The sequence below is a fragment of the Streptomyces sp. 63XJN7_1_ISO-PGPR-S23-121 genome (assembly GCF_056173025.1).
Map to the genome: position 1 here is coordinate 3870766 of NZ_CM149653.1, position 26167 is coordinate 3896932.

At 67.1% G+C, this 26167-nt stretch carries 17 protein-coding genes and 1 pseudogene; 8 read left to right on the forward strand and 10 right to left on the reverse strand.

Annotation, left to right across the window (positions count from 1 at the left end):
• Window positions 1-390: 390 nt before the first annotated feature.
• Complete coding sequence (locus tag AC0VYN_RS17115; protein ID WP_475536756.1) at window positions 391-789, forward strand: replication-relaxation family protein; 399 nt, start codon at window positions 391-393, stop codon at window positions 787-789.
• A 242-nt stretch (window positions 790-1031) separates the two neighbouring features.
• On the opposite strand, the gene AC0VYN_RS17120 is transcribed toward AC0VYN_RS17115, so the two are convergent.
• The 4 genes from AC0VYN_RS17120 to AC0VYN_RS17135 all read right to left on the reverse strand — a co-directional run bounded on the left by AC0VYN_RS17120 (window position 1032) and on the right by AC0VYN_RS17135 (window position 13523).
• Window positions 1032-1220, reverse strand: coding sequence for a hypothetical protein (locus AC0VYN_RS17120; protein WP_475536757.1), 189 nt, complete (start codon window positions 1218-1220; stop codon window positions 1032-1034).
• Between the two features lie 630 nt (window positions 1221-1850).
• Window positions 1851-2603, reverse strand: coding sequence for a hypothetical protein (locus tag AC0VYN_RS17125; RefSeq protein ID WP_475536758.1), 753 nt, complete (start codon window positions 2601-2603; stop codon window positions 1851-1853).
• Between the two features lie 81 nt (window positions 2604-2684).
• Window positions 2685-9740 carry a polymorphic toxin-type HINT domain-containing protein gene (locus tag AC0VYN_RS17130; protein WP_475536759.1) on the reverse strand — a complete coding sequence of 2352 codons (7056 nt, stop codon included), beginning with the start codon at window positions 9738-9740 and terminating at the stop codon, window positions 2685-2687.
• A 126-nt stretch (window positions 9741-9866) separates the two neighbouring features.
• The gene (locus tag AC0VYN_RS17135) at window positions 9867-13523 is read right to left on the reverse strand and encodes a LamG-like jellyroll fold domain-containing protein (RefSeq protein ID WP_475536760.1); all 3657 of its coding nucleotides are present in this window, start codon (window positions 13521-13523) and stop codon (window positions 9867-9869) included.
• Window positions 13524-14590: 1067 nt separating this feature from the next.
• Between AC0VYN_RS17135 and AC0VYN_RS17140 the strand changes: the two genes are divergently transcribed.
• Window positions 14591-15151 (forward strand): EF-Tu/IF-2/RF-3 family GTPase, encoded by a 561-nt coding sequence (locus tag AC0VYN_RS17140; RefSeq protein ID WP_475536761.1) that lies wholly within the window; start codon window positions 14591-14593, stop codon window positions 15149-15151.
• Here AC0VYN_RS17140 and AC0VYN_RS17145 read toward each other — a convergent pair.
• Both AC0VYN_RS17145 and AC0VYN_RS17150 read right to left on the reverse strand, forming a co-directional pair.
• Window positions 15152-16398, reverse strand: a protein-coding gene (locus AC0VYN_RS17145) for an IS3 family transposase (RefSeq protein ID WP_475532227.1) whose coding sequence is annotated in 2 segments (ribosomal slippage) — window positions 15152-16065 and window positions 16065-16398 — 1248 coding nt in all. Because the reading frame shifts where the segments join, the coding sequence is not laid out codon by codon here.
• Between the two features lie 213 nt (window positions 16399-16611).
• Entirely contained in the window at window positions 16612-16962 is a 351-nt protein-coding gene (locus tag AC0VYN_RS17150) for a hypothetical protein (protein WP_475536762.1), read from the reverse strand.
• 384 nt (window positions 16963-17346) lie between these two features.
• On the opposite strand from AC0VYN_RS17150, the gene AC0VYN_RS17155 reads away from it, so the two are divergent.
• Together AC0VYN_RS17155 and AC0VYN_RS17160 are read left to right on the forward strand one after the other, a co-directional pair.
• Window positions 17347-17625 (forward strand): hypothetical protein, encoded by a 279-nt coding sequence (locus AC0VYN_RS17155; RefSeq protein ID WP_475536763.1) that lies wholly within the window; start codon window positions 17347-17349, stop codon window positions 17623-17625.
• 96 nt (window positions 17626-17721) lie between these two features.
• The gene (locus tag AC0VYN_RS17160; protein ID WP_475536764.1) at window positions 17722-18138 is read left to right on the forward strand and encodes an Imm10 family immunity protein; all 417 of its coding nucleotides are present in this window, start codon (window positions 17722-17724) and stop codon (window positions 18136-18138) included.
• 167 nt (window positions 18139-18305) lie between these two features.
• Here the strand turns inward: AC0VYN_RS17160 and AC0VYN_RS17165 are convergent, their stop codons facing one another.
• Entirely contained in the window at window positions 18306-18743 is a 438-nt protein-coding gene (locus tag AC0VYN_RS17165) for a DUF4259 domain-containing protein (protein WP_475536765.1), read from the reverse strand.
• A gap of 460 nt (window positions 18744-19203) precedes the next feature.
• A complete protein-coding gene (locus AC0VYN_RS17170; RefSeq protein WP_475536766.1) occupies window positions 19204-19389 on the reverse strand; it encodes a hypothetical protein in 186 nt (61 codons plus the stop codon).
• A gap of 412 nt (window positions 19390-19801) precedes the next feature.
• Here AC0VYN_RS17170 and AC0VYN_RS17175 point away from each other — a divergent pair, with 412 nt between their 5' ends.
• Together AC0VYN_RS17175 and AC0VYN_RS17180 are read left to right on the forward strand one after the other, a co-directional pair.
• Window positions 19802-20095 (forward strand): hypothetical protein, encoded by a 294-nt coding sequence (locus AC0VYN_RS17175; RefSeq protein ID WP_475536767.1) that lies wholly within the window; start codon window positions 19802-19804, stop codon window positions 20093-20095.
• A gap of 466 nt (window positions 20096-20561) precedes the next feature.
• Complete coding sequence (locus tag AC0VYN_RS17180) at window positions 20562-21080, forward strand: hypothetical protein (protein WP_475536768.1); 519 nt, start codon at window positions 20562-20564, stop codon at window positions 21078-21080.
• A gap of 276 nt (window positions 21081-21356) precedes the next feature.
• Here the strand turns inward: AC0VYN_RS17180 and tpg are convergent.
• Window positions 21357-21721: pseudogene (gene tpg / locus AC0VYN_RS17185) on the reverse strand (telomere-protecting terminal protein Tpg); the annotation flags it as partial.
• Between the two features lie 42 nt (window positions 21722-21763).
• Entirely contained in the window at window positions 21764-21949 is a 186-nt protein-coding gene (locus tag AC0VYN_RS17190; RefSeq protein WP_475536769.1) for a hypothetical protein, read from the reverse strand.
• Between the two features lie 1035 nt (window positions 21950-22984).
• On the opposite strand from AC0VYN_RS17190, the gene AC0VYN_RS17195 reads away from it, so the two are divergent.
• Entirely contained in the window at window positions 22985-23596 is a 612-nt protein-coding gene (locus AC0VYN_RS17195) for a hypothetical protein (protein ID WP_475536770.1), read from the forward strand.
• A 94-nt stretch (window positions 23597-23690) separates the two neighbouring features.
• Entirely contained in the window at window positions 23691-25760 is a 2070-nt protein-coding gene (locus AC0VYN_RS17200; RefSeq protein ID WP_475536771.1) for a hypothetical protein, read from the forward strand.
• Window positions 25761-26167 lie beyond the last annotated feature (407 nt).

Here is a 26167-nt window from a genome sequence, read left to right on the forward strand (position 1 = left end):
GAACCCGGCAGAACAACGCAGCGAGCTGAGACGCCCGCAGCACGCCTCGACGCGCAGCCCCGCCGGGGCCGCGCAGCAAGGGCAGGAGTGCAACGGACGCCCGGTGCCCCTGCCGCGTGGCAGGCGGCGGCCGGTGCCGCGCCCCACCCCACCCACCCCGCAAAAGGGCTGTGCTGCGCCCTGGCACGCCCGTGGGGGCGCTACAGAGCCGCAGCGCGGCCACAGGGGCCGTGCTGCGGCGCACTACGCTGACGGCGGATTCCTCTTTCGGAGGTTCGGAGACGATCCTCGCCGTCGGCGGCCGCCACTACCTGACTGACTGGCAGGTGGAGGTCAACCACGCGATCAAGGAGACCGGGCTGAACGTTCAACACCGACGCCGTCCTCCACGTGCCGGGCAGGATCGCCGAGGCCGGCCTCTACAAGATAGACAACGGCACGATGTCCCGGGCCAAGCTCGCCCGTGAGGTCTGGGACTACGAGCGGTACGCCGGGCACCGCGTCTGGGAGGGAGCCCGCGGCACCATCGGCGGCACGTTCCCGTTCTGGTCGCGCTACCGGTACACCCGCAGCGAGCGCTTCCCGCCGCTGCACGTCGTCCTGGCGGGCAAGGAGGAGCACCTGCTGCAGCGGCGCCTGGAGGCGCTCGCCGAGGCGGTCGACGGCATCGCGGTCTCGGTGTTCGCCACCACGCTGCCCGCCCTGCAGCGCCGTGAGAAGTGGGTGCGGCTCGGCACCGATAACCCCGACCGCCGGCGGGAGCGGTACCCGGAGCCGGTGGGCCGGTGACCGGGCCGGGCCCTGGTCGGCACGCGTCGGGCCCGGTCCTCCGACGGGAGGACCGGGCCCGACGATCGTCGAGTGCCCGACAGGCATGTGGGACGGAGTCGGTGAAGAGTGTGCCGACACGTTTGACGCAGACCAACGGCTTGGCCCTCCAGCCCTCCACGGGCCCTCGGCCCGGCGGCGCGGGGTCCTGGCCCGGTATCCCGGCCGGCGCCGTGCCCTCGCCCCCGGGAGGGGCCGGGGCGTCACCGCGTCCCTCGTCGCAGGCCGGGGCCGTCAGCGGCGGTGTAACGGGTGGCGGCCCCGATACCGAGGCCGAACAGCTCGCAGATCATCCGGGCGTCGCCGCCGGCGGCCTGGACCTCGTCCAGGATGCGGTCGGCGCGCAGCAGGCGGCTGGAGAAGGGCTGCTGGCGGTGGAGGCAGTGGGGCACGCCGGTGTAGCTGTCCAGCTCGGACCCGGCGGTGAAGAGCCATGCGGGGTCGCCGCTGAATCCAGGTGCCCAAACGGTTCCGCATGCCGGGCATTTCGGCCACTGGGGCTGCGTGGGGCGCGGGCGGCGGAAGGGGAGGATGATGCCGGGCTCGCTGTCCTCAGGTGTCGTAACAGAGTCCTCCGTTGGTATCAGCCGGGTGAACGGGCGGCCCGGCCCGGGTGTGCCGATCGGCTCCGCGCTCAGGGTTGTGGTCGCCCGGGTGCGGGGCCGGTGGCCCGGGGTGGGACTGACGGGGGTCAGTCGGTCCAGGTGGCCTGAGTGGGGCCGTAGCCGTCGCCGGGCTGGCCGGTGGCCTGCGGGCCACCGGCCAGGGCCGAGGACGAGGTAGCCGCTCACCGGGTAGTAGCCGGTGCAGTCCTCGCGGCACGGCTCCTCAACGTGGCCCAGGAAATTACCACCGCAGACACAGGCTTCGAACCAGGCGGTGACGGCGCCGAACCGACCTCCTCCGCGATCCAGATCCGCTTACGTTGCCATCAACTACTGCCTTCGTACACCACTGACGGGCCCGCAGAGACGCCACCACCGGGGCTTCAGCTTCTCTCTCAGACATGACCCGGAGAGTGATCAAGCTGTCGCACGACGCATGACTTCGGAAGAGATGTTAATGGAGAAGGAATCGACATCGACCGGCGGTTCACCCTGCATTCTTTCCAAGATGAACGAATTAATCGATGAAGTCTGCCCTTCAGACAGGGTCGGCGAAATCCGCCGCAACCATTCCCCAATCATCCGAACTCGGAAATCCATCATGACTGAACGCCGTGCAGCATCGTCATTACCCATCGCCAAAAAGACAACCTTCAGCGCAGCTGCGAGACGACTCAAGGGAATGTTGTGCGCAGAAAGAATGAGCCCAAGCTCATCAGTCGAATCAAGACTCGATGCATCCGTTACGCGAAAAGACGGAAGCGGGTAACCCCGGCAAGCAGTAAGAGCCACCTCTTGCATTCCCGGATCGAGCACGACATCAACCATGGATGCATTTCCTGGATCATCAACTGAGACGAGCATTCGCCGATTCCCTAGAACGCCGGGGCCGTACCTATAACTGGAGAATCCCAGTACGTCGCCGACACAGACCACGCCGTCATCCAAACGCAGAGAGCCATCGAAGATCACGACTCCCTCAAGTGGACTCGCCACACTCCACAGCCTCACACGCACCAGCCCAACTTGGGCGCGCGCAGCGAGGTGAAGGTGTGTTTCACTGGCGATTAGCATCGAACCCTGCAAGGCCACCACGTCGTCAGGAATCTCAGCAGAACCAATACGAAGCACAGGGTGATTCAAGAAAATATCTGCTCTACCCACCAACACTTGAGCGCTCCCTACCTACTACTCTGACAACGGTGCGCGCCGGGCATTCCAGTTCAGGAAGCCCGGCGCGGTACTCTGAAGCTACTGCGTATGTCTCGGCAAGAGTTCGACTAGCTTCTCTCTCGCGCTCGGATATCCCGGTAGGCCCGCGAACGATGGGTCATGGTAGCCATGCTCTCTCAACATCCTCTGAGCCTTCTGTACGGCGACTGATTGCAAGTCGCTGCAGTTCCCACAATGCGGGAACAGGTTTCGGGGGAGACTGGCCGGCCCAATTCCTGTGGACGGCTGATGATCTCCGATCATAGTCGGGGTCGTCCCGCCACATGTGTGGCAGGCCCTGCCTTGCATCGCGGCGCTCTGAGCAGGCGTTACAACCGGGCCAGTAGCAGGGACTGGGTTATCAGCGAATGGACCAACCTGAAGAGTGTCCAACTCCGCCTGGGTCAACAGGACATTACAGTTGTGAACCAGGACCGGTGTGGCCCCCGCCAAGACATAGTACGCATGGATGTCATCGACGGTCAGGTCATGCGTACGTTGACGCTTGGTGTAGTGGCTAATTGCGGTGACCTGGACGCGGGTGCCTGCGCTAGTGCGCAGCCACTGGCCGGGGTGGATGGCCCCTGCATAGACCCATTCGTGGCGATCGACGATCCAGAACGGGTGCGTGTCGGTTGCGACGATGCTGGAGGTTCCGTCACCCGTTTCTACGGTCAGCTCAGTGAAGTTCTTGTCGTCCTCAGTGGTTATGGTGTCGACGACCTTCTTCTGAGTTGTTTCCCCAGTTTCAGGATCAGTGGTGACGACGGTGTCACCGATTTCGACGTCCTCGATGGCCTTGTGTGTTCCATCAGCAAGCAGAACACCGGTCCCCGGAAGGAAGCTGTGACAGAGGGAACCCAGCTTGCTTGCGATGGAGAATCCGACCGAGTTTCCGGCAGCGCCCCATATAGCGCCTTCAAGCTGGCCCTTCAGTTGACCGGACATGCTGTGATCCGCGTCTGGTGTCAAGGCGTTCCCGACGGCCTTGCCGGCAGCGCCTGCGACCGCACCACATCCCGTGGCCGCAGCGAATCCCGCACCTCCGGTTGCTACCCCTGCACCTACGGCGGTGGAGTAACACAGGCCCCCCACCGCAACTTCGGTGACGATCTGACCAATCACTGCCTTATTGTCTGAAATCCAATCAGTTGTTGCATTCCAGCCCCCCTTAAGGCCGCAGACAGAGTGCCAACTGCACTCATTTCCGTTTACGGATTTAACCGTCCCTGCACTGTCCCCAGCAACAGTTCCGCAGTTGCTGTTGCAGGGGTGCTGGGTAGCGGGTGGTTCGGAGACGGCTTCATTAGGCCTTCCGTTGCCCTTCGAGCCATCGGGGCGATTCGGACAGCCCTCCGACGCTCCGCCAGCTCCGCCGCAGGCAAGACCCATGCCAGTGGGATCGGAGAATAGGAAGGGATTCTGTGCTCCATAGGAGTAACCATTAAGTGTCTGAGGGTTGACCGTTTCCAGGAGCGGGTCGACGCTGATGAACTGACCCAGCTTGGAATCGTATTCGCGCGCGCCGATATGAGTGAGCCCGGTAGTCGTGTCACGGGTCTTGCCGAGGAATCCCTTGTCGTCGGGCCAGGGGCCGTACAGCGGTTTGCCGCGGTCCTCACCGAAGGGCGTGGTGTAGCGCTTAGCGAAGGACAGGGCGCTGTCGCGGTTGATGGCCAGGCTGGAGGTGCCGTGGGGGTCGCTGATGAGGTAGGTGAACTTCTGGGTGCCGGTCTGGTTGGAGCTCATGGCGGCGGTGATGCCGTCGGCGGCGTAGTAGCGCTGGGCCCAGGTGGTGCCGTCGGCGCGGAGGTGGAGTTCGGTGGCGCCGGCGTAGAGGACGCGTTCGCCGTTTTCGGTGGTGCGGATGAGGAGGGTGCCGTCTGCGCCGTAGAGGTAGTCGGTGCTCTGGTCGTTCTCGGTGAGGCTGGTGAGCTTGCCTTCTTCCGACCAGTTCAGAGCCTGCGTGGCGTTGCTGGTACCAGGGCGCTTGGTGGTGTTGCCGGCAGTGTCGTAGGTGTAGGTCCTTTCGGGGTTCGTGCAGTCGGTCTTGGCGGTGGTACCGGTCAGAGTGTGGGGCTGGGCGGTGTTGGTATAGCAGTAGGTGGTTTTGGTGGTGGCGCTGCTGGTGTGCTGGGTTTCGGTGGTGCGCTGGCCTGCGGTGTTGTAGGTGTAGCTGCTCCAGTAGGGGGCGGGGCCTGCGAGTGCGGTGGCGCTGGGGGTGTCGGTGCACTTCTGGGCGGTAGTGGGGGTCCAGGCTTCGGTCAGGCGCTGGTGGGCGTCGTAGGTGAAGCACTGGGTGTCGGCACTGCTGGTGCCGCCGAGGGTGGTGGCATCGGCGATGGAGGTGACGTTGCCGGCCTGGTCGTAGGTGTAGTCGAGGTGCTGCAGCTGGTAGGGGTGGGTGTTGTCCTGGACGTAGCTTTGGGTGAGGCGGCCGGTGCCCTTCTCGAAGTCGTTGGCGACGAAGACGCTTCCCGTGCCGGTGCCCAGGGTCAGTGTCTGGGGTTCGGTGAGGGCCGAGTAGTCGATGTCGGTGAGGTAGGAGCCGATGGAGGTGAGGTTGCCGAGCTTGTCGTGTTTGTAGGCGGTGATTTCGGAGGGCAGGCCGCCGAGTGCCGGCTCGCTGCTCTGTTGCACTGCGCCGGGAGTGTTGTAGTGCGTCTCGAACGCGAGGGTGGCGGGCTGGCCTGCCTTGACGAACGGGTCGCTGGCGGGTAGCTGCAGCTCCGTTTTGATGGCGCGGCCCATGGTGTCGTGCTCGGTGACGGCCTGGGTGTATGCGGCGCCGGTCTTGCCTCCGATGTAGCGGGTGGAGGAGGTCGGCTGGCCCTTGAGGAGCGTGTCGTAGGTGTAGCCGGTGAGCTGGTTGGCGTCGGTCTTCGAGCCTGCCCAGGTGGCGGTGGGGCGGCCGAGTTCGTCGTAGTCGCTCAGGATCGTTTTGCCGCGGGAGTCCGTGGCCTTGATGGCCTGGTCGAGGGTGTTGTACTCGGTGGTCGCCTTGCCCTTGTCGGGGTCGTTCGTGCTGGTCTGGCGGCCGAACAGGTCGTAGTCGTAGGACCAGGTGGCTCCGTCCGGGCCGGCGATGGTCTTCTGCCGGCCGTCGAGGGTGTAGGTGAACTTTGTGGAGGTGTAGGGGGTGGTGGGGCTGGTGCCGTAGTCGGCGTCGGCGGGGGTGGTGCCGGCGTAGTTGCGGGTTTCGATGGTGTTGCCGCGGATGTCGGTGATGGTGCGCTGTGCGGAGCCGCCCTGGAGAGCGGTGGTGGCGGTGGAGTCACCGGTGTAGCTGGTGGTGGTGGCCCACTTCTTGACACCCATGACCAGCAGGGTCTTGGTGGTTGCCCGGCCGGCGCCGTCGTAGACGGTTTCCGTCTGGGTGGGGGCCCCGCCGTATTCGGACCGGGTGTAGGTGCCGTTGGGGGTGCTGGCACTGTCGAAGATGTCCGCGAACGTTTCGTCTGCCAGGCCGCGGGTGTCGTAGTGCGTGTCGGTCAGCAGCCGCCCGCCTTCGGGGGTCGGCGTCTGGCTCTGCAGGGGCCGCAGGAGGGAGTCGTACAGCGCGTAGCTCGTGTTGTAGGTGGTGCCGTCGTTGGTGAGGGATGAGGTCGACACCCATGACGGCTTGGTGGTGTCGAGGTGGTAGGCGAACTTCGCGTTGGGGGATTCGTTGGCCGGGTCCTGGTTGGGAAGCCATACCTGGGTGAGGCGGCCGAGCGCGTCGTAGGTCTGCTCGGTCTTCTTGGAGTTGATGTCGTAGCTGCGGTATTCGAGTCCCCGGCGGGCATCGAGGAAGCTGACCGAGCGGAAGCCCTTGGGGTCGGTGGTGAGCGTCCTGGTCAGGGGACCCGCGGTTGCGGGGGTGTAGGCGGTGGAGGTGGTGTGGCCTGCCGTGTCGGTGACGGCCAGGGGACGCCCGAGGGTGTCGTATGTGGTGGTGGCGGTGGTCTGCCAGCCGGAGGGCAGGCGTTGCCCGTCGCTCGCTGCGGTGGTGGTGTAGCCGGTGGCGCGGCCGGTCCAGGTGGCCTGGCCCTTGGTGGGCTTCTGGTTGGCGAGCCAGGTGGTGGCGCCGGAGGTGTCGTAGACGACCGCCGTGTCGGCCAGGACGTCACCGGGCGTGGTGCTGTTGGCGGGCAGGCTGAGGCTGCTGTCAGTGACCGAGCACTGCTTGGCGACGGTGCGGGTGCGGGAGACGAGGCTGCTGATGCCGGCGTCGGGGTTGCGTGCGTACCAGGTGCGGGTGCAGGTTTCGTCGCCGCTCACGCCGTTGAGGCCGTAGTCGTCAGCCGAGGTGACCATGCCGAGGTCGTCGTACCGCTTGGTGGTCACGTGGCTGCGCCAGCTCTTGGAGCCGGTGAGGTAGGTGCCGGTGTTGGTCGTTGTGTTGCGCACCCACAGGGCGGTGTGGTCGGCGGCGTCCGGGACCGTTTGGGTTGCGGTGTTCTTGTATGTGTAGCTGTTGAAGACACTGCTGATGGGCTGGGAGCCGTTATAGGTGACCTGCTGGCGCAGCATGCCCTTCCAGCGGTCCACGTCCGAGGTGCCGGTGAAGTCGACGTCCGTGTCGAGCAGGGGCTCGACGGTGACGGATTTGGTGGTGCCGTCCTTGTTCTTGTCGCCGTGCATGCCCTGCAGGTAGAGGGAGACGGTCTTGGACCGGGTGGTGTTGAGGGCGCCTGTGTAGGCGGTGACCTGGCGGTAGCCGCGCCAGTCGGACCAGGTCCGCTCGTCCTTCGGGGTGAAGGGGTCGTCGTTGTAGTGCCAGGCCGCGCCGCTGTAGGAGTAGGCGTACTCGACGGCCGGGTTGGCGGCCGCAGCGTCGTGGGCGCCGACGGCGGTGACGCGGTACTTGTGGAACCAGTCGATTCCGGCGTTCTCAGCGCCGTTGATGTGCCAGTACTGCGGGTAGCAGGAGCGGGTGTTGGAGTCCGGCGCGGCGTTGAGGACTTCGCTGCGCACGCATTCCGGTGACGACAGGGTCACCTGGGTGATCGCGCCGGTCTCCGAGGTGACGGTGGAGATGCGGGGGCGGGTCAGGGGCAGGATGTCGTCGGTGGCGTCGACCCGGTTAGGCCGCATCTGGTAGGTGAACGTGACCGGCGCGAGGGTGATGCTGGTGTCGGCCGCCTTGGCGGTCCGCTTGATCGACTTCAGGGTGAGGACCTGGTCGGAGCTGTCACCGATGTCCCCGCCGTCCAGGTACTCCTCAGCCAGTGCCCAGGAGTCGACCGGGTCGTAGGCGCCGCTGGTGGCGTTGTAGGAGACGGTGTTGATGCCGGTGACCCGCTTGCGGGTGAAGAATGCAGGGCCAGCGGCGTTGCACTCGTCGTCGTCCTTGGAGCAGATCGCGTCGAACGGCACGTCCGGCCAGTTCTCCGCGGTGTCCTTCGTCAGGCTGGAGCAGTCGGAGGCGGTGCAGCGCTCCGCGTAGGTGAAGGAGACCTTCGCATCGGCCTTGTCGGTGAACAGGGCGTCCTTGCGCAGCCCGTACTCGATGCGGTCGAGGTAGCCACCGCGGTCGTAGGCGGTACTGGCCGTGGTCGCCTTGTTCTTCTTGTAGTAATTCGATTCCTTGACGTACCAATAGGTGGAAGCGTTACCCCGGGTGTCTTCGACGTAGTCGAGGTTCCAGCGCCATGCCTGGGTCAGGGCCCGGTCGGCGAAGGCGCCGCCGCTGCTATAGCCGGGTTCGCCGGAGTCGTCACCGAAGACGGGCACGGTCCAGGTGGAGTTCGTGCGCTGGTCGGCGGCGCCGTCCAGCTTGTTGAGGCCGAAGACGTAGCGGGTGCCGTCGCCGGTGGTGACGGTCCAGTATTCGCCGTTGTCGTCGCCGTTGTCCGCTCCGGTGGACCGGGTCACGGTGGAGGCGTCGTCGTCCGCCAGCCTCCAGGTGCCGGTGGTGTTGTCCTTGACCAGGCGGGTGGACTTGCCGTTCAGGACCAGCGTCGCGTTGTCGTACTTCCAGCACTGGTCGAAGACGTCGTCGTGGCCGTCGTCGTCGCAGGAGCCGTAGGAACGCTCGATGTAGGACTCGGTGAGGCTAAAACCTTCGCCGACCGTGGTGGTCTGGTTGTTGGTCGTCGCGGTGCGGCCGTCGACGCTGCCCGAGTCGTAGGACAGGGACAGCGGCGGGACCGGGCCGGCCGCCGCGGGCGGCATCGTGAAGTCGTACGACCAGGTGAAGGCGCCCGAGCTGCCGCCTGCCTCCCAGGACGACGACGCCGCAAGCGGCGTCGCCGAGTAGTCACCGGCTCCCTTGGCGGACTGTCCCGAGCCCGCCGACGCTGCGGTGACCGCCAGCACCGTCACACCGGGAGCGGCGCTGCCCGCCTCACCGAGCTGCGTGGACGCACCGCCCTGCGCCTGGGTCAGGCTGACTTTCGCCGATACTGTCTGGTCGTCCAGGTCGTTGTCCGTCACCAGTGGCGTCTGTTTGCGGCACTCGGACTTGCCGGGTGTGGTCAGCGCACAGGCCGGCAACTGCACCAGGCGCAGCCGCTGCGACCAGCCGCCGCCGAGCGCTGAGGCGAAACTGCTGTAGTCGACGCGGACGGTGGCCGCGCCGGGCGTGTCCGCCGCTGCCGTCAGCAGGACACCCGTCACGCCTGCCTTCTGCGCTGCGTTCTGGTCGAGGACGGTGACCTGCGCTTCGCCGGCCGCCGCCGTGGCGGCCGATGCCGCGGAACGCGACTTGGAGGGAACTGCCGGGCTCAGCGTCACGGGGACGCCGCTTGGTGCCACCTGGCGGTTCGTGCCGGGTGTGAGCGGGACGGTGGCGGTGCCGTGCTTGGGCCAGGCGGTTTTGCGTTCCGCTGTCGCGTGCTGCACCTGTGCCGCGTTGGCCTTACGCTCCCTGGCGACCTTGGCCCGCGCCTCCTTCGCACCGGGCCCGTCGAACGCCTTGACCTTGGTCACGTGGGATTTGGGCACGTCGGGACGGCCCAGGCCACCGCTGGACTGGGCGGCCTGGGCCACCTGTGCCAGGCCGGTAGGCACGATCAGGGCCAAGGCCAGTGACTGCGCCAGCAGCCTCCCGGTGCGCCGCCTGCTTTCGTTCCCACCACCGGCAGGTCTTGAAGTGCCTATGCCAAAGACCATCGCTGTTCGCCCCACCCAGAATCGTCAGAAGAAGAAGTCCGATACGCCGTTCGCAGACCCTCGACACGTCTGCCGCATCTACCGGGTGAGGACGCCGAGCTCCTGGGCGTCCTCACCCGGCGACCGTCAGTCGCCCACGCTCTCGCCGATCTGCTCCGGGCCGGCCATCGCACCGGCCCACACCCGCGCCTCGGCCACCCGGGCGGGCAGGAAGTGCTCCCAGGCGGTCTTGCTGAAGCCCTTGCCGACGGCGAACTCACCCGCGCCGATCTTCGCGGTGAAGGCCTGCGGGTCTCCATCGGCGACGGTGCTCAGGTAGAGGCTGATTGTGCCCTGCTGGGCGTCGAAGACACCGGTCAGCCGAACCATCCCGTCCATCACGGCTTCCTCCGTCGACGTCACCGCGCTGAACGTGCCGTCCGCGTTGAGGCGGCCGAAGCGCCAGCGGCCCGTCGGGACGATTCGCTCTTCCATGGCCTCCTCGTCCCAGAAGGTTCTGTTCTCGCCCCGCACATACCAGAGGCCCCAGGCCGACCCGTCCGCCGTGCGCTGGCCCAGGACCTGCCCGGCGTAGCCGACAGGGTTGCGAGCGATCTCGTCCTCGTCCAGGGCGGTCAGCGCGGTGACGGTGAATGATCCGGTGTCGTCCACCAGCGGTCCGGCGGCCGTGGCGGCGTCGTCCACACCGTCCAGCACGATTGCCTCACCGTCGAGCGACGCGCCGCCGGCCAGGGACAGCGACCTGCCGTAGCCAGAGGTGGTGTCCGCGATGGTGGTACCGCTGCCGCGGTCGGCCGACCAGTCCGCGACCAGCTCCACCGCCGCGTGATCCGGCGCATTCATCGGCGCTGCCGCGTCGGTGATCTCTTCCGGGGTCAGGGCCCGCTGCCACACCGTGGTCTCGTCGATGGAGCCGGCGAAGTAGTCGGTGGGGGCATCGGCCCACATGGCGCGGCCGATCTGCAGTGCGCCGGTGGTCTCCCACGGGGTTCCGGCATCGGTCGTGGCCTGGAGCTTGCCGTTGAGGTAGAGACGCATTTCGTTCTTCTCGGCGTCGTGGACGCCGACGATGTGGGTCCATACTCCGCGGGGTGTGGCCTGGGGTGCGGTGGCCTTGTGGAGGGTTGAGTCGGCGGCCAGTGCGCTCAGGCTCCAGGTGTTGGCTCCGCCGCCCGCGTAGGAGAGGCCGAAGGGGGTGTATTTCTTCGGGAACGGGCTGGGGTTGTCCGGGATCTGGCCGAGTGCGGTCATGGTGTGGTTGACGCCGGGGTCGACTCGGGCCCAGGTGGAGATCGTGTAGGAGGCCCGGGTCTCCACCACCGGGGTGGTGGTGGCTGCGTACCCGGTGCTGCCGTTCAGGGCCAGGCCCTTGTCCGTGACCGGCGTCTGCAGGGCAGTGCCGTTCTCGTCTCGGGTGATCAGGCCGCGTCGGCCGCGGTCGTCGCGTCCTGCTCCCCCGGCCAGGGTCGCGTTGTCACTGCCGTCCGCCGTTGCGGTGTCCTGCGCTGCTCCGGAAGCCTCGCCGAAGTTCCATTGGCCGATGGGTCCGTCTCCGGCTGCGACGAGGAAGTCGACGCCCGACTGTGCGCCCCAGCGTCCGACGTTGTCCTTGGCCCGCACGAACACGCGCATCAGGCCGGCCCGCTTGGGCGTGATGTTCACCGAGGCCGTGGCGCCCTTCAGCTCAGCGGACCACGCTGTCTCGTCGGATCGCTTGTACTGGTAAGCGACGTTGTTGGCGTCGCCTGTCGCCGGCTTGAAGGTGAGTGTTCCCGCTACCCCGGGGCCGCCGCCGGCTGGGCATGTGGTTGTGCACGCGGTGTAGGGAGCGCTGAGGGTGATCTGAGGGGTTTTGGGTGCGGTGGAGTCGATACGGAAGTAGCAGTAGGCGGACATGGCGCTGGTCAGGCGACTGGCTCCGCCGTTGTAGTGGGACGTGGTCGCCGTGCTGAGCCGGTACAAGGTGTTGTCGGCGAGTTTCGACCACTTCAGCGACACCGCGCGGTTGTCACCCACATAGCCGGTCGATGGGCTCATCTCCCCGTTGCCCGGCGCCACGTCGACCCAGGTGGAGCCGCTCTTGGCGTCGACGTCGAACCAGACCCGCAGCTGTGCGTCCTGCTCGCCACCTGCCTTCGTCTGGGCCGTGGCCTTCAGCGTCGGCTCCGGGTAGGACATGACCGCCGGATCGCTCTCACTGCGCTCGCACACCGGAGTGGTGCTGGTGCCGCCGCCCTGCAGGCCGACGCTCGTGGGCCTGTCGGGCAGGCCGACGAAATCCACCGCGAGGACGGCGTCGTTCTTGAACCGCTTCCACGCGGAGGCGTCCGACTCGTCGTTCGCGCGGACCTCGAGGGTCAGCCGGGAGAACTTGCCGGCCGCGAAGTCCCGCACCGTGGGGGTGAGGTTCTCGTTGGGCTCTTCGGGGTTGTCGTTGAACTCGATCGGCGCGTCCGGCGAGTCCGGGTCGCACAGGGAGCCGCGGCCGGCCGACACCCACCGGTCGACCATCCAGTCCAGTTCCTTCGGGCGCGAGGACCAGGTGGTCGAGGAGGAGATGTTGTTGGTGCGGACCAGGTCCACCAGGCGCGGGTCGCACTGGAAGGCCCAGGGCTCGGTGACGCGGAAGGTGGCGTCCAGGATCTGCTTGCCGCTCAGGCTGGACGGGGAGAACTCGAAGTACAGCTTCTGCACGTAGCCGGGGCCGCAGTAGTAGCCGGCCCAGGTGCCGCACTTGCCGGCGCCCTTGCCCTGGTCGTCGTCGCCGTTGCCCCAGCCGTAGGACTCGTAGCCGTCGCTGCGCAGCAGCGTGCGCTCCGACTCGCCCCAGGTCACTGTCGGGTCGATGAACACGGGGAACGCGGATTTGGCGGTGGAGGTGAGCATGTCGGCGTCGGGGATGACGGACAGCGTTCCCTTGCCGACCTCGACGGCCATGCGGGCCACCGTGTCGCCCTGGCCCGGTTCCAGGCCCGATCCGGACGGTGCCGTCTCGGCCGGGTCCGCCGGCTCGCCCGTGGCGCCGGGTGCGGGGTCGTCGGTAGCGGCGGTCATCAGCTGGGTCTGGGTGCCGCTGGTGGTGTTCTGGCCGGCGGAGTCCCACATCCGGGCCGGCGGGGCCTTGAACACCGTGGTGCCGTTGCCGTCGACCGCCGCGAGATTGCCGGCCGCGCCCTCACGGACGGCGAGGTTCTCGGTCTCGAGGCCGAAGGTGAGCTTCTGCAGTTCCTCGCTCGCGGCCGCCTCAGGGGTCTTGACGACCAGGACGTGGTGGAAGCTCTGCGGTGTCGCCGTGACCTGCAGGTCGACGCCCGGCAGGACCTCCGGGTACAGGGCGCTCGGCCCGTCCAGGCGCGGGGCGGGCAGGGTGCCCGGCCAGTCCAGCGCGAGTGAGCGGCCGTCGTCCTCGATCCGCGCGAGCGGGCCGTCGCCGCCGCCGGAGAACGCCATCTGCACGGCGGCCCCCTTGGGGCCCACCGTGCCGTCCGCGTGCTGCACCAGCGTCGCGTCCGGCTTCTGCCAGCCACCACCCGACACCGGAACCCGCACCGGGACCGACGACTCCTCCAGCGTGAACGTGTAGCCGTCGGGGTTGGCGAACACCGTGGTCCGCTCCGTCCGCTCCCCCGTCACCTCCACCCGCTGACCGGACTCCTGCGCCTGCTCGAGGGCCTGCTGCCCCTCCGACAACGGCGCCGGAGCCGGCGGCTCCTCGTCAGCCGCGTAGGCCACCGGCCCCGGCACCAGAGCAGCAACCACTGCCGCACACACCACCGCCGTCATACCCGCAGTGGCACCGCGACCATCTCCGGCAGGTCCCCCCGCACGGCCCCTCAGACCGGGCAGCACTCCTCGCCCGCCCCACAACCGGGTCCACATCCCTGCCACACCCCACCCACAAGATTCACAAAGTAGCCAGAGGTAACTAACGCCTCAACAGAACGTCAGGTCAACGGGCAGGAAACGGACAACACTGCGCCAAGTTCCGGAACGCCACGTGAGGAATTCGACGTTTACCGAGAGTTGTACGGAAGTTGATCACGCTTCAGTCTCAGTTACGACGCAGCAAGATCAACACGGGAACGCCGCAAGACCCTTCTCCACGTCCAGTCCTGACCAGGCCGGCATCCGATCGGCCCCAGCGGGGACAGCTCGAGACCCGTCGGCTATGGGATCGCGCCGTCCTGCGCAGCCTGCCCCTCGCGTATGGTCTTCGCCGCTGACCAGTGGTGCTGATCGCAGGCTTCACCGGCCGTACACGACGAGCCCGCACGGGGCCTTCGGCACGGGCAGTCCGCCTCGAAGTCGGTGCTCATGCCGGGACGCGACCGGCCGATGTGGTGGACGGTCACAAGACTGGTCGTGCGCTTACTCCTAGAGGTGGGGGAAGGCAGGCACCGCAGGCCTGCTCAGTGGCGGGCGCGTCCAGGCACCGGGGTCCCGGAGTGAAGATGCCGGGTCGCCCGAGGGAGCCGGGCGGCCGTGGGCTCAACCGCACATGGGGGCGCGGAGCAGCCCCTTCAGCCGATGCCGACACTCCCCCGCACAGCACCAAGCCGCGCAAGTGAGCGCTCACTGCGAGGAAGGGGCGGCCCTGTCCACGTCAGCGCGGTGCGCAGGTCGAGCACCTCCCGGGCCGGCTGGGCGCGGCGGCCGAGCGCGGCGGACCTGGTGTTGCTCGGAATGGGGGGGAGACGAGGAGCGCGGCGCGACAGCCGGGCGGGGGCCTGACGTCGGGCTCTCTCTGAGCATCGAGCGTTGTTAGCCTCAAGCCTTGGTGGTGTGACGTAGGGCCTGAGGGTGGATCTGTGGGTCAGGCATTGATCAGTGCGGTGGGGAAGCCATTCCTGATGTCCGTCGAGGACGTTTTCAGCCTGCAGCAGGGCCGGATTGTCATGCTGACGGGCCGAATCGAACGTGGGCGGGTGCGCACGGGGGACGAGGTGGAGATCGTTGGCCTGGAAGGCGGCACCGCTAGCGTGGCGGGCATCGACGCCAGTCGCATCCGTATCGACGAGGCGCGCGCGGATATGCATGTGGGGATACTGCTGCAGGGCATCCCAGCGGATGCGGTGGAGAGGGGCCAGGTACTCGCGGCGCCGGGGTCCATCAGCGCCCACGCCTGCTTCACTGCCGACATCGCCCTCCTGCCGGAGGAACAGGGCGGTACGGACGTGACGTCCGGTGATCGTCTTCGTTTCCACACCCGCAGCGCCGCGGTGTGGGGAACCGTCGCACTGCACGGAGTCGATGTGGTGCGGCCCCTCCACCGTGCTGAAGTGACCGTCACCCTCGAACAGTCCGTCGCCGTGGAGGAAGCGCAGGCTTTCGCGTTCCGTCACCACGGTCGTGCCGCCGGCTCCGGCACCGTGCTCGGGCCTTCCCCCGTGATGGTGGACACGCTTCGTTGATCACGCGGCGAGCGTGAGCTTAGCGGTGTGGTGTCGTCGTTCGTATTCGTTGGGGCTGAGGTGGCCGCAGGCGGAGTGCCGGCGGCGGGTGTTGTAGCGGGTCAGCCAGGCGAAGACCGTCCTTCTGCAGGTGGCGGCGTCGCCGTAGTCGTGGGCTCCCTGGAGGGTCTCGCGTTTGAGTGACGCGTGGAAGCTCTCGCAGGCGGCGTTGTCCGCGCTGGAGCCGACCGCGCCCATCGACCGGGTGACCTGGAGCTGGTCGCAGAGGCGGGCGAAGGCTCTGGAGCCGTATTGGGCTCCGTGGTCGGAGTGGAAGGTGGAGCCTTCCAGGCCGCCGCGGGTGCGGGCGGTCATCAGCAGCGCGTCGGCGACCAGGTCGGTGCGCATGTGGTCGGCGATGGACCAGCCGACGACCTTGCGGCTGAAGCAGTCCAGGACTGTGGCGAGGTAGAGGAACCCGCCATCCGCGAGGGGCAGATAGGTGATGTCGCCCATGTATTTGCGGCCCGGCTCGGCGGCGGTGAAGTCCCGCTGGAAGAGGTCCGGGACCTGGGAGGCCGCCGGATCCGGGACGGTGGTGCGGACGCGTCTGCGCAGGCGGACGCCGGTGATGGCAAAGGTCCGCATGACGCGGGCGATGCGTTTCTCGTTGACGTGCAGGCCCTGGTCGCGGAGCTCGGCGGTCACCCGCGGAGAGCCGTAGGCGCCGCCGGAATGCACGTGGACCTCACGGATCCTCGCGGCCAGGCGCTCGTCGGCCCGCTGCCGGACCTGCCTGGCCTCCCGGCCGGAGAGCCACTTGTAGTAGCTGGACCGGTTGAGGTCCAGGACCTCGCAGAGCCGCTTCACCTCGAAGGCGTCCCGGTGGTCGTCGACGAACTGGAAGCGGCTCCTCACCAGTTCGTCTCCCCGGCGAAATACTTGGCCGCCTTGCGGAGTATGTCCCGCTCGGTCGCGAGCTTGCGCTCATTCGCCTCGAGCTCGGCCACCCTCGCCTCGAGCTGCCGGATCCGCTCGTCCGGGTCCGCGGACGGCGCCGCCTGCGTGGCTCGGGCGGCTGTCTGCCCGGCCCGGGCGGCGGCCGGGCCGGCACCCCGGCGTTCCCGGTCCCGCAGCACCCACTCGCGCAGGGTGGCCCGGTTGATGCCCAGGTCGGCGGCGATGCTCTTGTACGTCGCCCCGGGGGTGGACTCGTACAGGGCCACGGCATCGGCCTTGAACTGGTCCGAGTAGTCCTTCATCGCCATCGGCGGTCTTCTCGCTTCCTCCGGATCAAGCAGATCCAGTATCAGCGTGTCCACCACTCAGGGGGAGGCCCCCTCCGGCTCCCGCGCTGAGCTGAACTCGGCGCCACGGCGGACTGGTCCTGTCCCGCGTTGGCACCGTTGCCCGGCTAGCGCTCCTGGTGTCGTTGCTCAAGCCTTGGTAGGTACTTCCTGCCGTGAGCAGGACGGAACCCTTCAGTCACCCGAGAAGGCGATGAGCAACTCTCTGTCCTCACGGCAGCGCAGGCCCCAGGCCAGGAGCGTTGAGACGGCCCGGCTCTCGGTGCCTCGCAGCCGAGAACTCATCGATGCCTGCAACTCCCGCACCATCCGGTCCACTGCCGCACCTCGCAGCGCGGTGTCCCCGTAAGGGTCTATATCAGCCAGGGTGGGCAGCCGGTCTCGTCCCAGGGTTTCCACGGCCGTCCAGAGCTCGTCGTCGAGGACGATCCGCTCCAGCGTGCCTGCGGCGGGACGCGGTCCTGACTTCCGCCCGGTCCGGGAGGTTGAGGCTCCCCGCCGCAGCTCAATGACGAGTGTCATCACGCCCCCTCGCTCCTGCCTCGCTCCATTCGGTCCGGTCGACCGACTGCCATCTTGCATCATGTGAAGAAACCGCCTGGCCGCCGTGCACGCGTACCCTCGAGGAAGTAGGGCGCCGAGCTGGCGCAGTACGTGCCGCGCTGGCGGCGGGTCTGCGTGCGGCACGCACGGTGGCTGCTGGACGCGGACCCCGAGCAGCCGCTGGAGCACTGCTCAACACACCGACGCTGCAACTCGGCAGGGGGCAACCGCAGCATCACCACCACTGTCGACTGGGACGGAGATGGTGACGGCCTAGCGACCCGGCAGTTGCGGCGCCTTTGCACACGCCAGCGCGCCCCGCCGACCCGGCGATAGCCTGCGGGCCACACCAGAAAGGCGGGTCCAGTGGCCTTCAGCGCAGAAGGCTCAGCGCGCATCGCTGCCATGCAGGAAACCACCCGGCCCGTTTGGGAGGCAACCGGCGACAAGGACGCGCTCCAGCAGTTCCTCAAGGACAACGGCTGTCACGGAGTCGAAGCCGTGTTCGTGACTATGGGCCTGCTGAACTGCGATCTCGCCGAAGCTCAACGGGCCTTCTTCAACGCCCCCTGCCGCGACGTCGAACGCCGCTTCCACAACCACGCCATGAACCTCCTCGAAGCGGCCGCCGACACCGACACCTGACCGCGACCCCCGGCCCAGCCAAGGCCCTTGACTCAAGCCTTGAGACTCCGCCGACCTCACGTCATCGGCCGCAGCAGGCCCTGATAGACCACGCCTGTGACCTACAGATTCACTGCGAACATCGCCTACGGGTGGCACGAGCCGGGGCCAGACATCTATTCCCTGGCTGCCGGGGTTGCCGAGTCGGACGACGAAGAGAGCTTCGCCATCGAGTTCCAGTGCTCCTTCGAGGAACCCGATGCGCAGAGCATCCGCAACGGTAGCGATTCGTACTGCGTTGTCACCCCCGACCAATGCACCGCGTACGGATGCATACGAACGGCGGAGCTGGAAGGAGACATCTTGCGGGTCACGTTCGACCCCGATTCCCTGGAAGCGTTGTTCCTGGACGACCCGGTGGTCGAGGCAGTGCTCCATGCACCAGCCGCGGAGGTAGCCCGCATGAGGGAGGCCCTCACGCGCATCCTCGCCTACGGCCGATCGGACGCACGCCCCATCATGCTCGGGTTCTGAGCTACGGTCGTCGGTCGGGCCGACTCCGGGCCGTACGGACACTGCCCCGCCGGGACAAGCCCCGCAATAGCGGTTCTGCGGAGTCAACATTGGTCGTCGTTGACCGCTGCCGGCCGGCGCCGGACGGCCCAGGGACGGCCCGGGATCAGTACGGCGACGGGCACGGCTCAGATTTCGAACAGCGCATCCCTTTGTGTCTGAGGCGCCGGATCGAGTACCTGGCGCAGCTGGCCGATGCTTCGTTTCCAGGCTCTGCCGCCCTCGGACTCCTCCCAAAGCTCGGAGAGCTCGGATTCGTCTGCGAGGACCCGGTCCAGGGATGCGACGGCCAACGACCTCAGGTCCGCGGGCAGGGTCGGAATCGGCTCTTCAGGGCCGTACGGAATGTTGGCCGGCTCAGTACCGGAGCATTGGGCGGCCACCAGGGCAGCGGCCGCTACTGCTTCCTCGGCTTCGGGGGCCTCCAGGTAGTCCTTGCTGTCGGCAGCCCGCATGAGAACCATGCGGATGAGGGCTTCACGCTCCGGCGTGTCGGCGTCGTCCAGATCGTTTGCGAAGTCCGCGGCTGTGTCGTTGTCGAACGGCTGGATGTCCCATGTGCCCATGACTCCCCCACTCAGTTGGTCGACCGGGATCTTCGCACTGGCCACTGACACTGGTACATCAGCTTGGGAAGCTCAGGTGATCTAGGGGGAGGTGGGCGCCTGGGTACGGGCCAGCGTCCCTTGGCGCGCATCTGGGCGCAGCTGGGGCTGTGGCCGGAGCAGACGCGGGCGTGGATCGCCGCTGTCGGGGTGGACAGTGCTGCGCTCGTCCGCGACTGCATCGCGGCGGGAATCGCCCTGTCGGCCATGGACGCCGTCCTGGACGGGGTCCGCGTCAAGCAGCGCCTGCGAGGCGGCGAACCTGCCCTCTCCGCACTGGCCGCGACGCGGGCTGCGTGCGCAGCCTTTCCGCATGACCTTGCGGCGCTCTGCCACCCGCCATGGCGCAGCGGAGGGTGCCGTTGCCGCCCGGACCACCGTCAACGTTCCTTGACCGGCAGAACCCCTGGGGCCTGAGCCGCTACAGGGCAGTGGGAGGCTGCTTCGGTTCGAAGGCGCTTCGTGGCGCATCCGGCTGGGTGATGGACATCTGGCGCAGTACCTGTGCGAGGTCGCGGTGGATCCGGTCGGCTTCGCCGCGGACCTGGACGGGAATGTCGCCGCGTTCGGCGACCAGACGGTCGTAAACAGGGGTCTGCGAGAACACGGTGGGGCGGTTTCCCTCCTGCGGGCGGTGCGCCGGACGGGCGCAGCATACGGGCCCGCCCCCTGCCGGGGGCGGGGCGTTCAGATGCCGGGCAAGGAGACGGCCAGCGCGGTAGGGAGGGCGGCCAGCGGAACGGGCGGGCTGCGTGGTGCGCGGGAGAGCGGTCACCGTCGTTGGTGGCCGGCCACCGTCCCGTGTCGCGCTGCAGTCAGCGCCGGGAGACGGAGGAGCCGCGTCGTTTACAGTACGGGGCCACACTCGCGGCGAACCACTTGCTGATGTCCGGCTGCATCTCGGTGATGGTGCACATCCTGGCCTCCCAGTCGCGTCGGCCGGGCCGAGACTGGACTCGCAGCCCGTACAGCCGTCCTCGCCCTGGATGTGGCCGGCCACCCAGACGTTGACCGCCACATTGACGATCACCGAGCACAGGTCACCGCCCGTCTGCGCCAGAGAATCCAGAGACACCGGCAAGGAGCAGTGCCCGTTCGGGATTGTCGATCGGCAGCATCGGCGCCTGGCCCGTGTCCGGGGCGCTTTGCTCGGCGAAAGCGTGCGCGTCGTCGGCGAGACAGTCGACGAGGGCAGCGGCGTCGAAGTACCGCCAGGCGGAGCGCACCTGGACCTCAGCCGCTGCGCCGCCGTGTTCACGTTCTTCTCGATCGTGTCTTCGACCGGCGATGGCGCGAGCGTCACCCACCGGTGAGCCAGCTCTGCGAGCATGAGAGCCACAGCTTCCTTGAACGCCTTCGAGTTCCGCAGGCGCATCGGAGGCATGCCGACGCGGCGGCGGGACGCCTTCACCGGACGCTACAACCGCTGCACAGAAAGCACGACCAACCCCACCCCCAACACCACAACCAGCACATACCAACAGTCAACGAACCTAAACAGCATGCAAGGAGCCTGAACACTCCTGACCAGCACTACTCCACCTGCCAAAGCGACAGCTCAGGACACAGCCCAAGCCACCAGTCCTCCACAACCGAGCCCAGCCGGAAGCCCCGCACTACCAGCACCGAACTGATCAGCCCAGGCCAACCCAACCCCCACTGATCAGACAGACCACTCGTGGACATGGAGGCGCTGCGGGCCCTGGGGGTGGAGTGGGCGTAGCAGGGGGCTGAAGAGTGGGCTGACAGATCGCTGCGCACAAGGGCGAGGGAGTGGTGGTGGGCGAGACCGGGGCGTCGCGTCGGATGGTGGACGGCTCGTGGGTGGTGAGCCGGGCGTGGGTCATGGAGTACACCGGGGCATCGGCAGCCACAGTGAACCGCTGGGCGGGCCAGCGCGAGCGCTACCCCGAGCAGCGCCGGTTCCCCCAGGTGGCGTGCATCGTGAACTGCACCCACTACTACACCCAGGAAGCCGTAGAAGCGTTCTGGACCGTCTGGAAGACGGAAGTCGGCACCGGCCGGCTCGGAGCAGCGGGGCGGCGCCCGGGAGACGGCCGGGGTAACCAGGGCAGCGGGCACGGCCGGGCCTGGCGCGACCGCGCTGTCGCCATAGTCCTCGCCGAACTCCGGGAAGCCGGCGGATACCCGCGCGGCACGGCCGCCCGCCTCGCCCACGAGCACGGCGGCGCCAAACGCAGCTGGCAACGCGCCATAGCCGAAGCACGCACCCAGTACGAACACAGCCAGGAGCACGGCGGAACGGTCGAGGGCGCGGCTGGACAGGCGGTGCCCTGACGGCCGCCGTGGGTCGGTAGGAGCCGGGGTGTTGGCGCCCCCCGCGCCCGCGGGGGTGCTTCGTAGAGCTGGTGACACGCCGCCAACTCCCCGGCGTCCTCCCCGCCGACGCGGGGGTGCTTCGCCTTCCTGCCTATCCTTGACCAGGCCCGTGCGGTCCTCCCCGCCGACGCGGGGATGCTTCGAAGCTCGCGGACCAGGCGAAGACGGCGGAAGTGTCCTCCCCGCTGGGTCGGAGCCATACGAATGCACACAAGCCCTGCCGTACCTGCACCCCTACAGGTCGAACTCCACGTGCTCGACGTCCACGGCCTCCAGGCCTGCGGCGCGGCGGCCACCGTCGCCGAAGTAGCCTCGCCGAGCGCTTCGGCCGCCAGGGCCCGCAGCTGCTGTTCACCGGCGCCTTGGTCCTGGGAGTCGAGGAGGCGGGCTGCGTGGGACAGGGGCAGGGCGAGGGTGAGGTGGCGGATGCGTGCGTCGTCGGTGATGCCGGGGGCGGCGGTAAGACCGAAGCGGGCCCGGGTATCGAGGGCCAGGCCGGTACTGGTGGCGGCATGCTTGCGGGCCTGGGCGCGGACCCGTGGCTGCCAACGGGCACACACCGCATCCTCGAGGCGTCGGGCGAGGTCGGCGCGAGGCCGGATGCTGGTGCCGACCTAGCCACCGCGGCTGGGGACTGACGCTCACCGCCGACGGTTCCTCAAGGCCATCGTGATGAACGGAGTGACCAACGTACCCATGGCGCCCATAACGGTCGCCATCACCGTGATAGGGGTCGCAGCGCCGGGCCGCAGCCAGGCGATGACGGCAACACCGCCGCACAGCACCATAAAAACCACCGCGCCGAGCACGGCAAGGACAGCCACCACCCACGTAGCGGTAGAAGGCGCCGCCGGCACAGCAGGCGGAACGGGGGCGGGAACGGGCGGCTGCGGAACGGTCGTAGACATAGATTCTCCCTCGGGACAGGACGACGGGCGAGCAGCTGGTGCTGCACCCCTTGGACTCTCAGGACTGCGGAAATGAAAAAGGCCCTGGCGGGAAACCAGGGCCTACTCATTGATGCGGGCATAAAAAAAGCCCCCGTCAGATGAAAAAGACGAGAGCTCGTTGTCTGCGGACAGACCTGTTGCGCAGTAGTGTTGTCTCTTACGGACACACTGATGGTGCAGTTTCCTGAACCCCTGCGGACACGCTGGGGACGGACACCACTATCGGGGTCCAGAGCCGCCCCGTCAAGTCATCCTGCGGTGCCGCCCGTTGGCGAGGGCTGACACAGGACGGTCAGTTGAGTACCAAGACCATCACCACGGGGGCGGAGGGCGTACCCGTCAGGTGACGGATCGTAGGCCATTCGACGTCGGCACCGGCCGGCTGGGCGCTGCCGGACGGCGTCCCGGGGACTGACAGGACAACCATGGAGGCGGGTACAGCCGCGCGCAGCGGGACCGGGCCGTCGCCATCGTCCTCGAGGAACTGCGTAAGGCCGGCGGGTACCGGCGGGGCAGACATCTCGGCCTCATGTCAGTGAACCACCATGGGATATACCGCGCCGTGACAGTGGGACCCGCTGCCCGTGTCAGCAGCGAAAAAGTCACTCGCCCCCACCAGGACCAGGGAAAAACGACGAAAGCAGCCACCAGCGACTGCTGACCACCCCACTGACGCGAAGCCGACAGATCGCATGTGAGGAACTGTTCGACCGCATCAATGATGCCGTCCAGCACTTTTGGGACCAGCCGCTCCCCATCGGATAGTGCCTGACCCGCCTTAGCCCGGCCGCGCCCCCACTGCGGCCGGGCTTCTCCGTGTCCTGGTCTGGTCACGATTCAACTAACGGTCCTTCACGTCTCCGCCACAAGCCCGCATCATTCCCTGTATACACCAGCCATATAGGGGGACCCGTGACCGCCAACGCGCCGCAGCCGCCCATGCCCGACGTTCCGCCCCAGCCGGAGTCTCAGCCCGAACGGCCGGCGCAGCCCGAGCAGTCTTCGGTCGCGGTGGCGTCGGCGGAGAAGCATCTCAGCAATCGGATCGTCATCGGCGCTGCAGCCGCCATCGTCGCCGCGGTCATCGGCACCGGCATCGTCGTCGTTCAGGCCGTCGACAACGACAACAGCAAGCCCGCCGCCACCGCCTCGAGCGCCCCGTCCACCGAGACCGCCACTCCTCTCGCGGAGGAAACGGTCCCGGAACCCGTGTACGCCGACCTCACGCCCGACAGCTTCACCATGACGCTGCGCACCACCCGGCAGCAGTGCTTCGGCTCCGCCGGCTGCAACGTCACCGTCGAACCGTCCCTGTCCTACCCGGGCGACAGCGCAAGCCTCGACCCTGCCGCCACGTACGACATCACTTACGAGATCACGGGCGACGAGTCCGGGCCGGTCATTGGCACGGCGGAGCTGTCAGACCGGACGACGTTGAACTACACGCCGTCGCTGATCAGGACTGCTTCCTCGGGTACGAAGGTGTCCGTGAAGATCACTGACATCAGAACCCAAGGGATCTGAGGCACCCTCGCAACCGTGCTGTGGGTAAAACAGTTAGCGCCTTTTCCCCGATCCGCCCGAGAACGCTTTCCTTCCTACGTCTGCGAGGTCCACAATGTACGACGCATTCGGGGACACCCGCTTGGTCCAGACCGCCGTGATCGGTAGCGCCAATTCTGACCACCCCGTGGTGCTGCCCACCGAAGCCAAGGACCTGGACCGATTCCGTATGCAGCACCGCTACGACACCTTCTGGTGCGGCACGTTGCTCGGCGGGTGTGGCAAGGAACTCTCGGACAAGCGTTACACAGACCGGGTCTGTCATTTCGCTCATCATCCGCCCGTGCGCTGCCGTCGCGTCCGAAATGGTGCTGACAGTGCCGACCACCTCTTCATCAAGCGCGCCTTCGACAGGTGGCTCCGCCGCCAGGACGTGCAGGCCAAAGCTGAGTTCCACGGAACGCCCGGAAACGGTCTTCTTGGCCTTACGTACAGCGTTCCTGATAAGGGCGCAGCAATCAGTCTTCAACTTGGCCGTCAGCCCAGCACCGCCTGGGCACAACGCGACGCGATCCTGTCCCGGGATGGCACCCATGTGGAGTGGGTGTTCGGCCCTGACACCATGCTGGCCCGATACATGACCGAACGTCGCGGTTACACCCTGCGCGTCACCTGCGAGGACCGTGACCTCTCCCGCCACGTCAGGGTTGGAATCGAGAACGCACAACACGCCATCCGCTGGTTCGAACTCTCCCAGTTCCGCATGAGCGTCGACGGTATCGCCGGTCCGAATCTGGAACCGAGGCGCCGCGTCCCCTTCTCGCCCCCTCGAACCAATGTCCGGCGCACTGTAGCTGTCCGGAGGGCAGAATCCGATGGCGCAAACGATACGTTCGAGCCCACTTACATCGAGGTACTCAGCAAAATGAAGCGCCCGAGGAAACTCAGGCGTCGACTGAACACTTTCCACTGCACTTGCTTCGAGGCCAAAGTCTTCTCACGCGACCGGACCCGGACGATGATTGCCTGTGTTGCCATCGCGTCCTCTGTAGAAGTGCACCTTGGCGTGACCTACCTCCTCCTAGGCGCGCTACTGCCAAGGAAGGCCGATGGAGGTGATGGCGGAGGACTGGAGTGGATCGTGGAGGCAAAGGCCCTGGAGAGCATTACCGACCTTCACGGCGATTCGATCTCCCACCCGGGTAAGTCGCGCTCCGTGCCCGCGCCCCCGTTGAAGACGAGCAAGGCAACGATCACATCTTTCTCCCCGCAATTGAGCAGCGTTGATCTGGCGTCCCGGATCCGCAGGGCCCAGAACCAGAGAGACCACAATTCCGTGAGGGCCCTGTGCGTATCAGGACTTCTCGAGCTCCCGAAGCTGTCCAAGGTGGATCGTGCCCAGGCCCGTCAGACGATCGCCAACACGTGGGTCTGGCTGCTACGCCAACAACCGCATCTGGCCGATGTACGACGAAACCGGCTGCTTGACGAGTTGCGCACGGCAAAGGCGAAGTCGGGCCCGGACCAACTACTCGACATACTGACCATCTGCCAGGTCCTGGCGCGCAGGGACAGCCATACGTCAGCGCTGAGGTGGGAGCCGACCCTAACGTCCACCCGTCTCAGACTTACAGCCATTCGAGTTGGGCAACGGACGACCAGCGTCGGTCATGTTCCGATGAACACCATGAGCGAAAAGTACGGGACGCAGCCAGAACGGCTCGCGGGGATCCTGGACGTCGTGGGTGACTCAGCGATGGTGCTGTCCTATGAGGAGGACCGAACGTTCTCCGCACTGAGTCTGGAACGCCTCGCATCGGTGGAATCGAACCGGCTGAACCGGCCTGCGGGTGCGGCCATCAGACGATGTCGGTCTTTTGACCGTGGGCAGCTGAGCCGGATGGTCCGCGCATGCGCCGCCGCGGACGAACTTGTGGTCGTGTTCAGGGCCGACCTCTCGGTACCGTCAGTCGCACTGGGAGCAGCATTGGTATCGGATCATGCTGAGACGGTGTTGAAGAGCTCACCTGAGGGCTGGATCTATCTCACCGACAGCGAGGTGTTGATCGAATTCTGGAAAAGTGAGGAATTTACGGCCTGGTCAATACCGAGCGCTGACCCGCAAGCACCGGGGTGTGAATTGCCAAGACCGCTACGAGGAGGGCTCCAGACCAATAACCCGTAACCCCCTACAGGTTGTCCCGTAACCGGTGGTGCGGCTGGTGCGTTGGTCGGGCATGGGTGGGGTGATCTCAGCTGATGATCCGAAGTTGAGCGGCTGCGGACCTCTGCGGGCGGGTGGTGGTCAGTGCCGTCCGTCGTAGCAGGCCTGCCCGGGTGAGCGTTGCGGACCGTGACCAGCGTCAGGCGTACGACGGAGATGTCGCTGGGCAGTACCTCCGCGCGTGGAGAGAGGAGTTGCCTGCCCAGCTGATGCGGCGTCGGCCGGACTGTACGCATCGCTGCGTGGGGGTGCAGGTGTGCCCGGGGTGGCGGTGAGACGTGGAAGGGGCCGCCCGTGACGGTGGGCGGCCCCTTCTTGAGCGCCGGGCACGCATCACCGTGCTGGGCGGAGGGTTCCCTGTTCGCGTC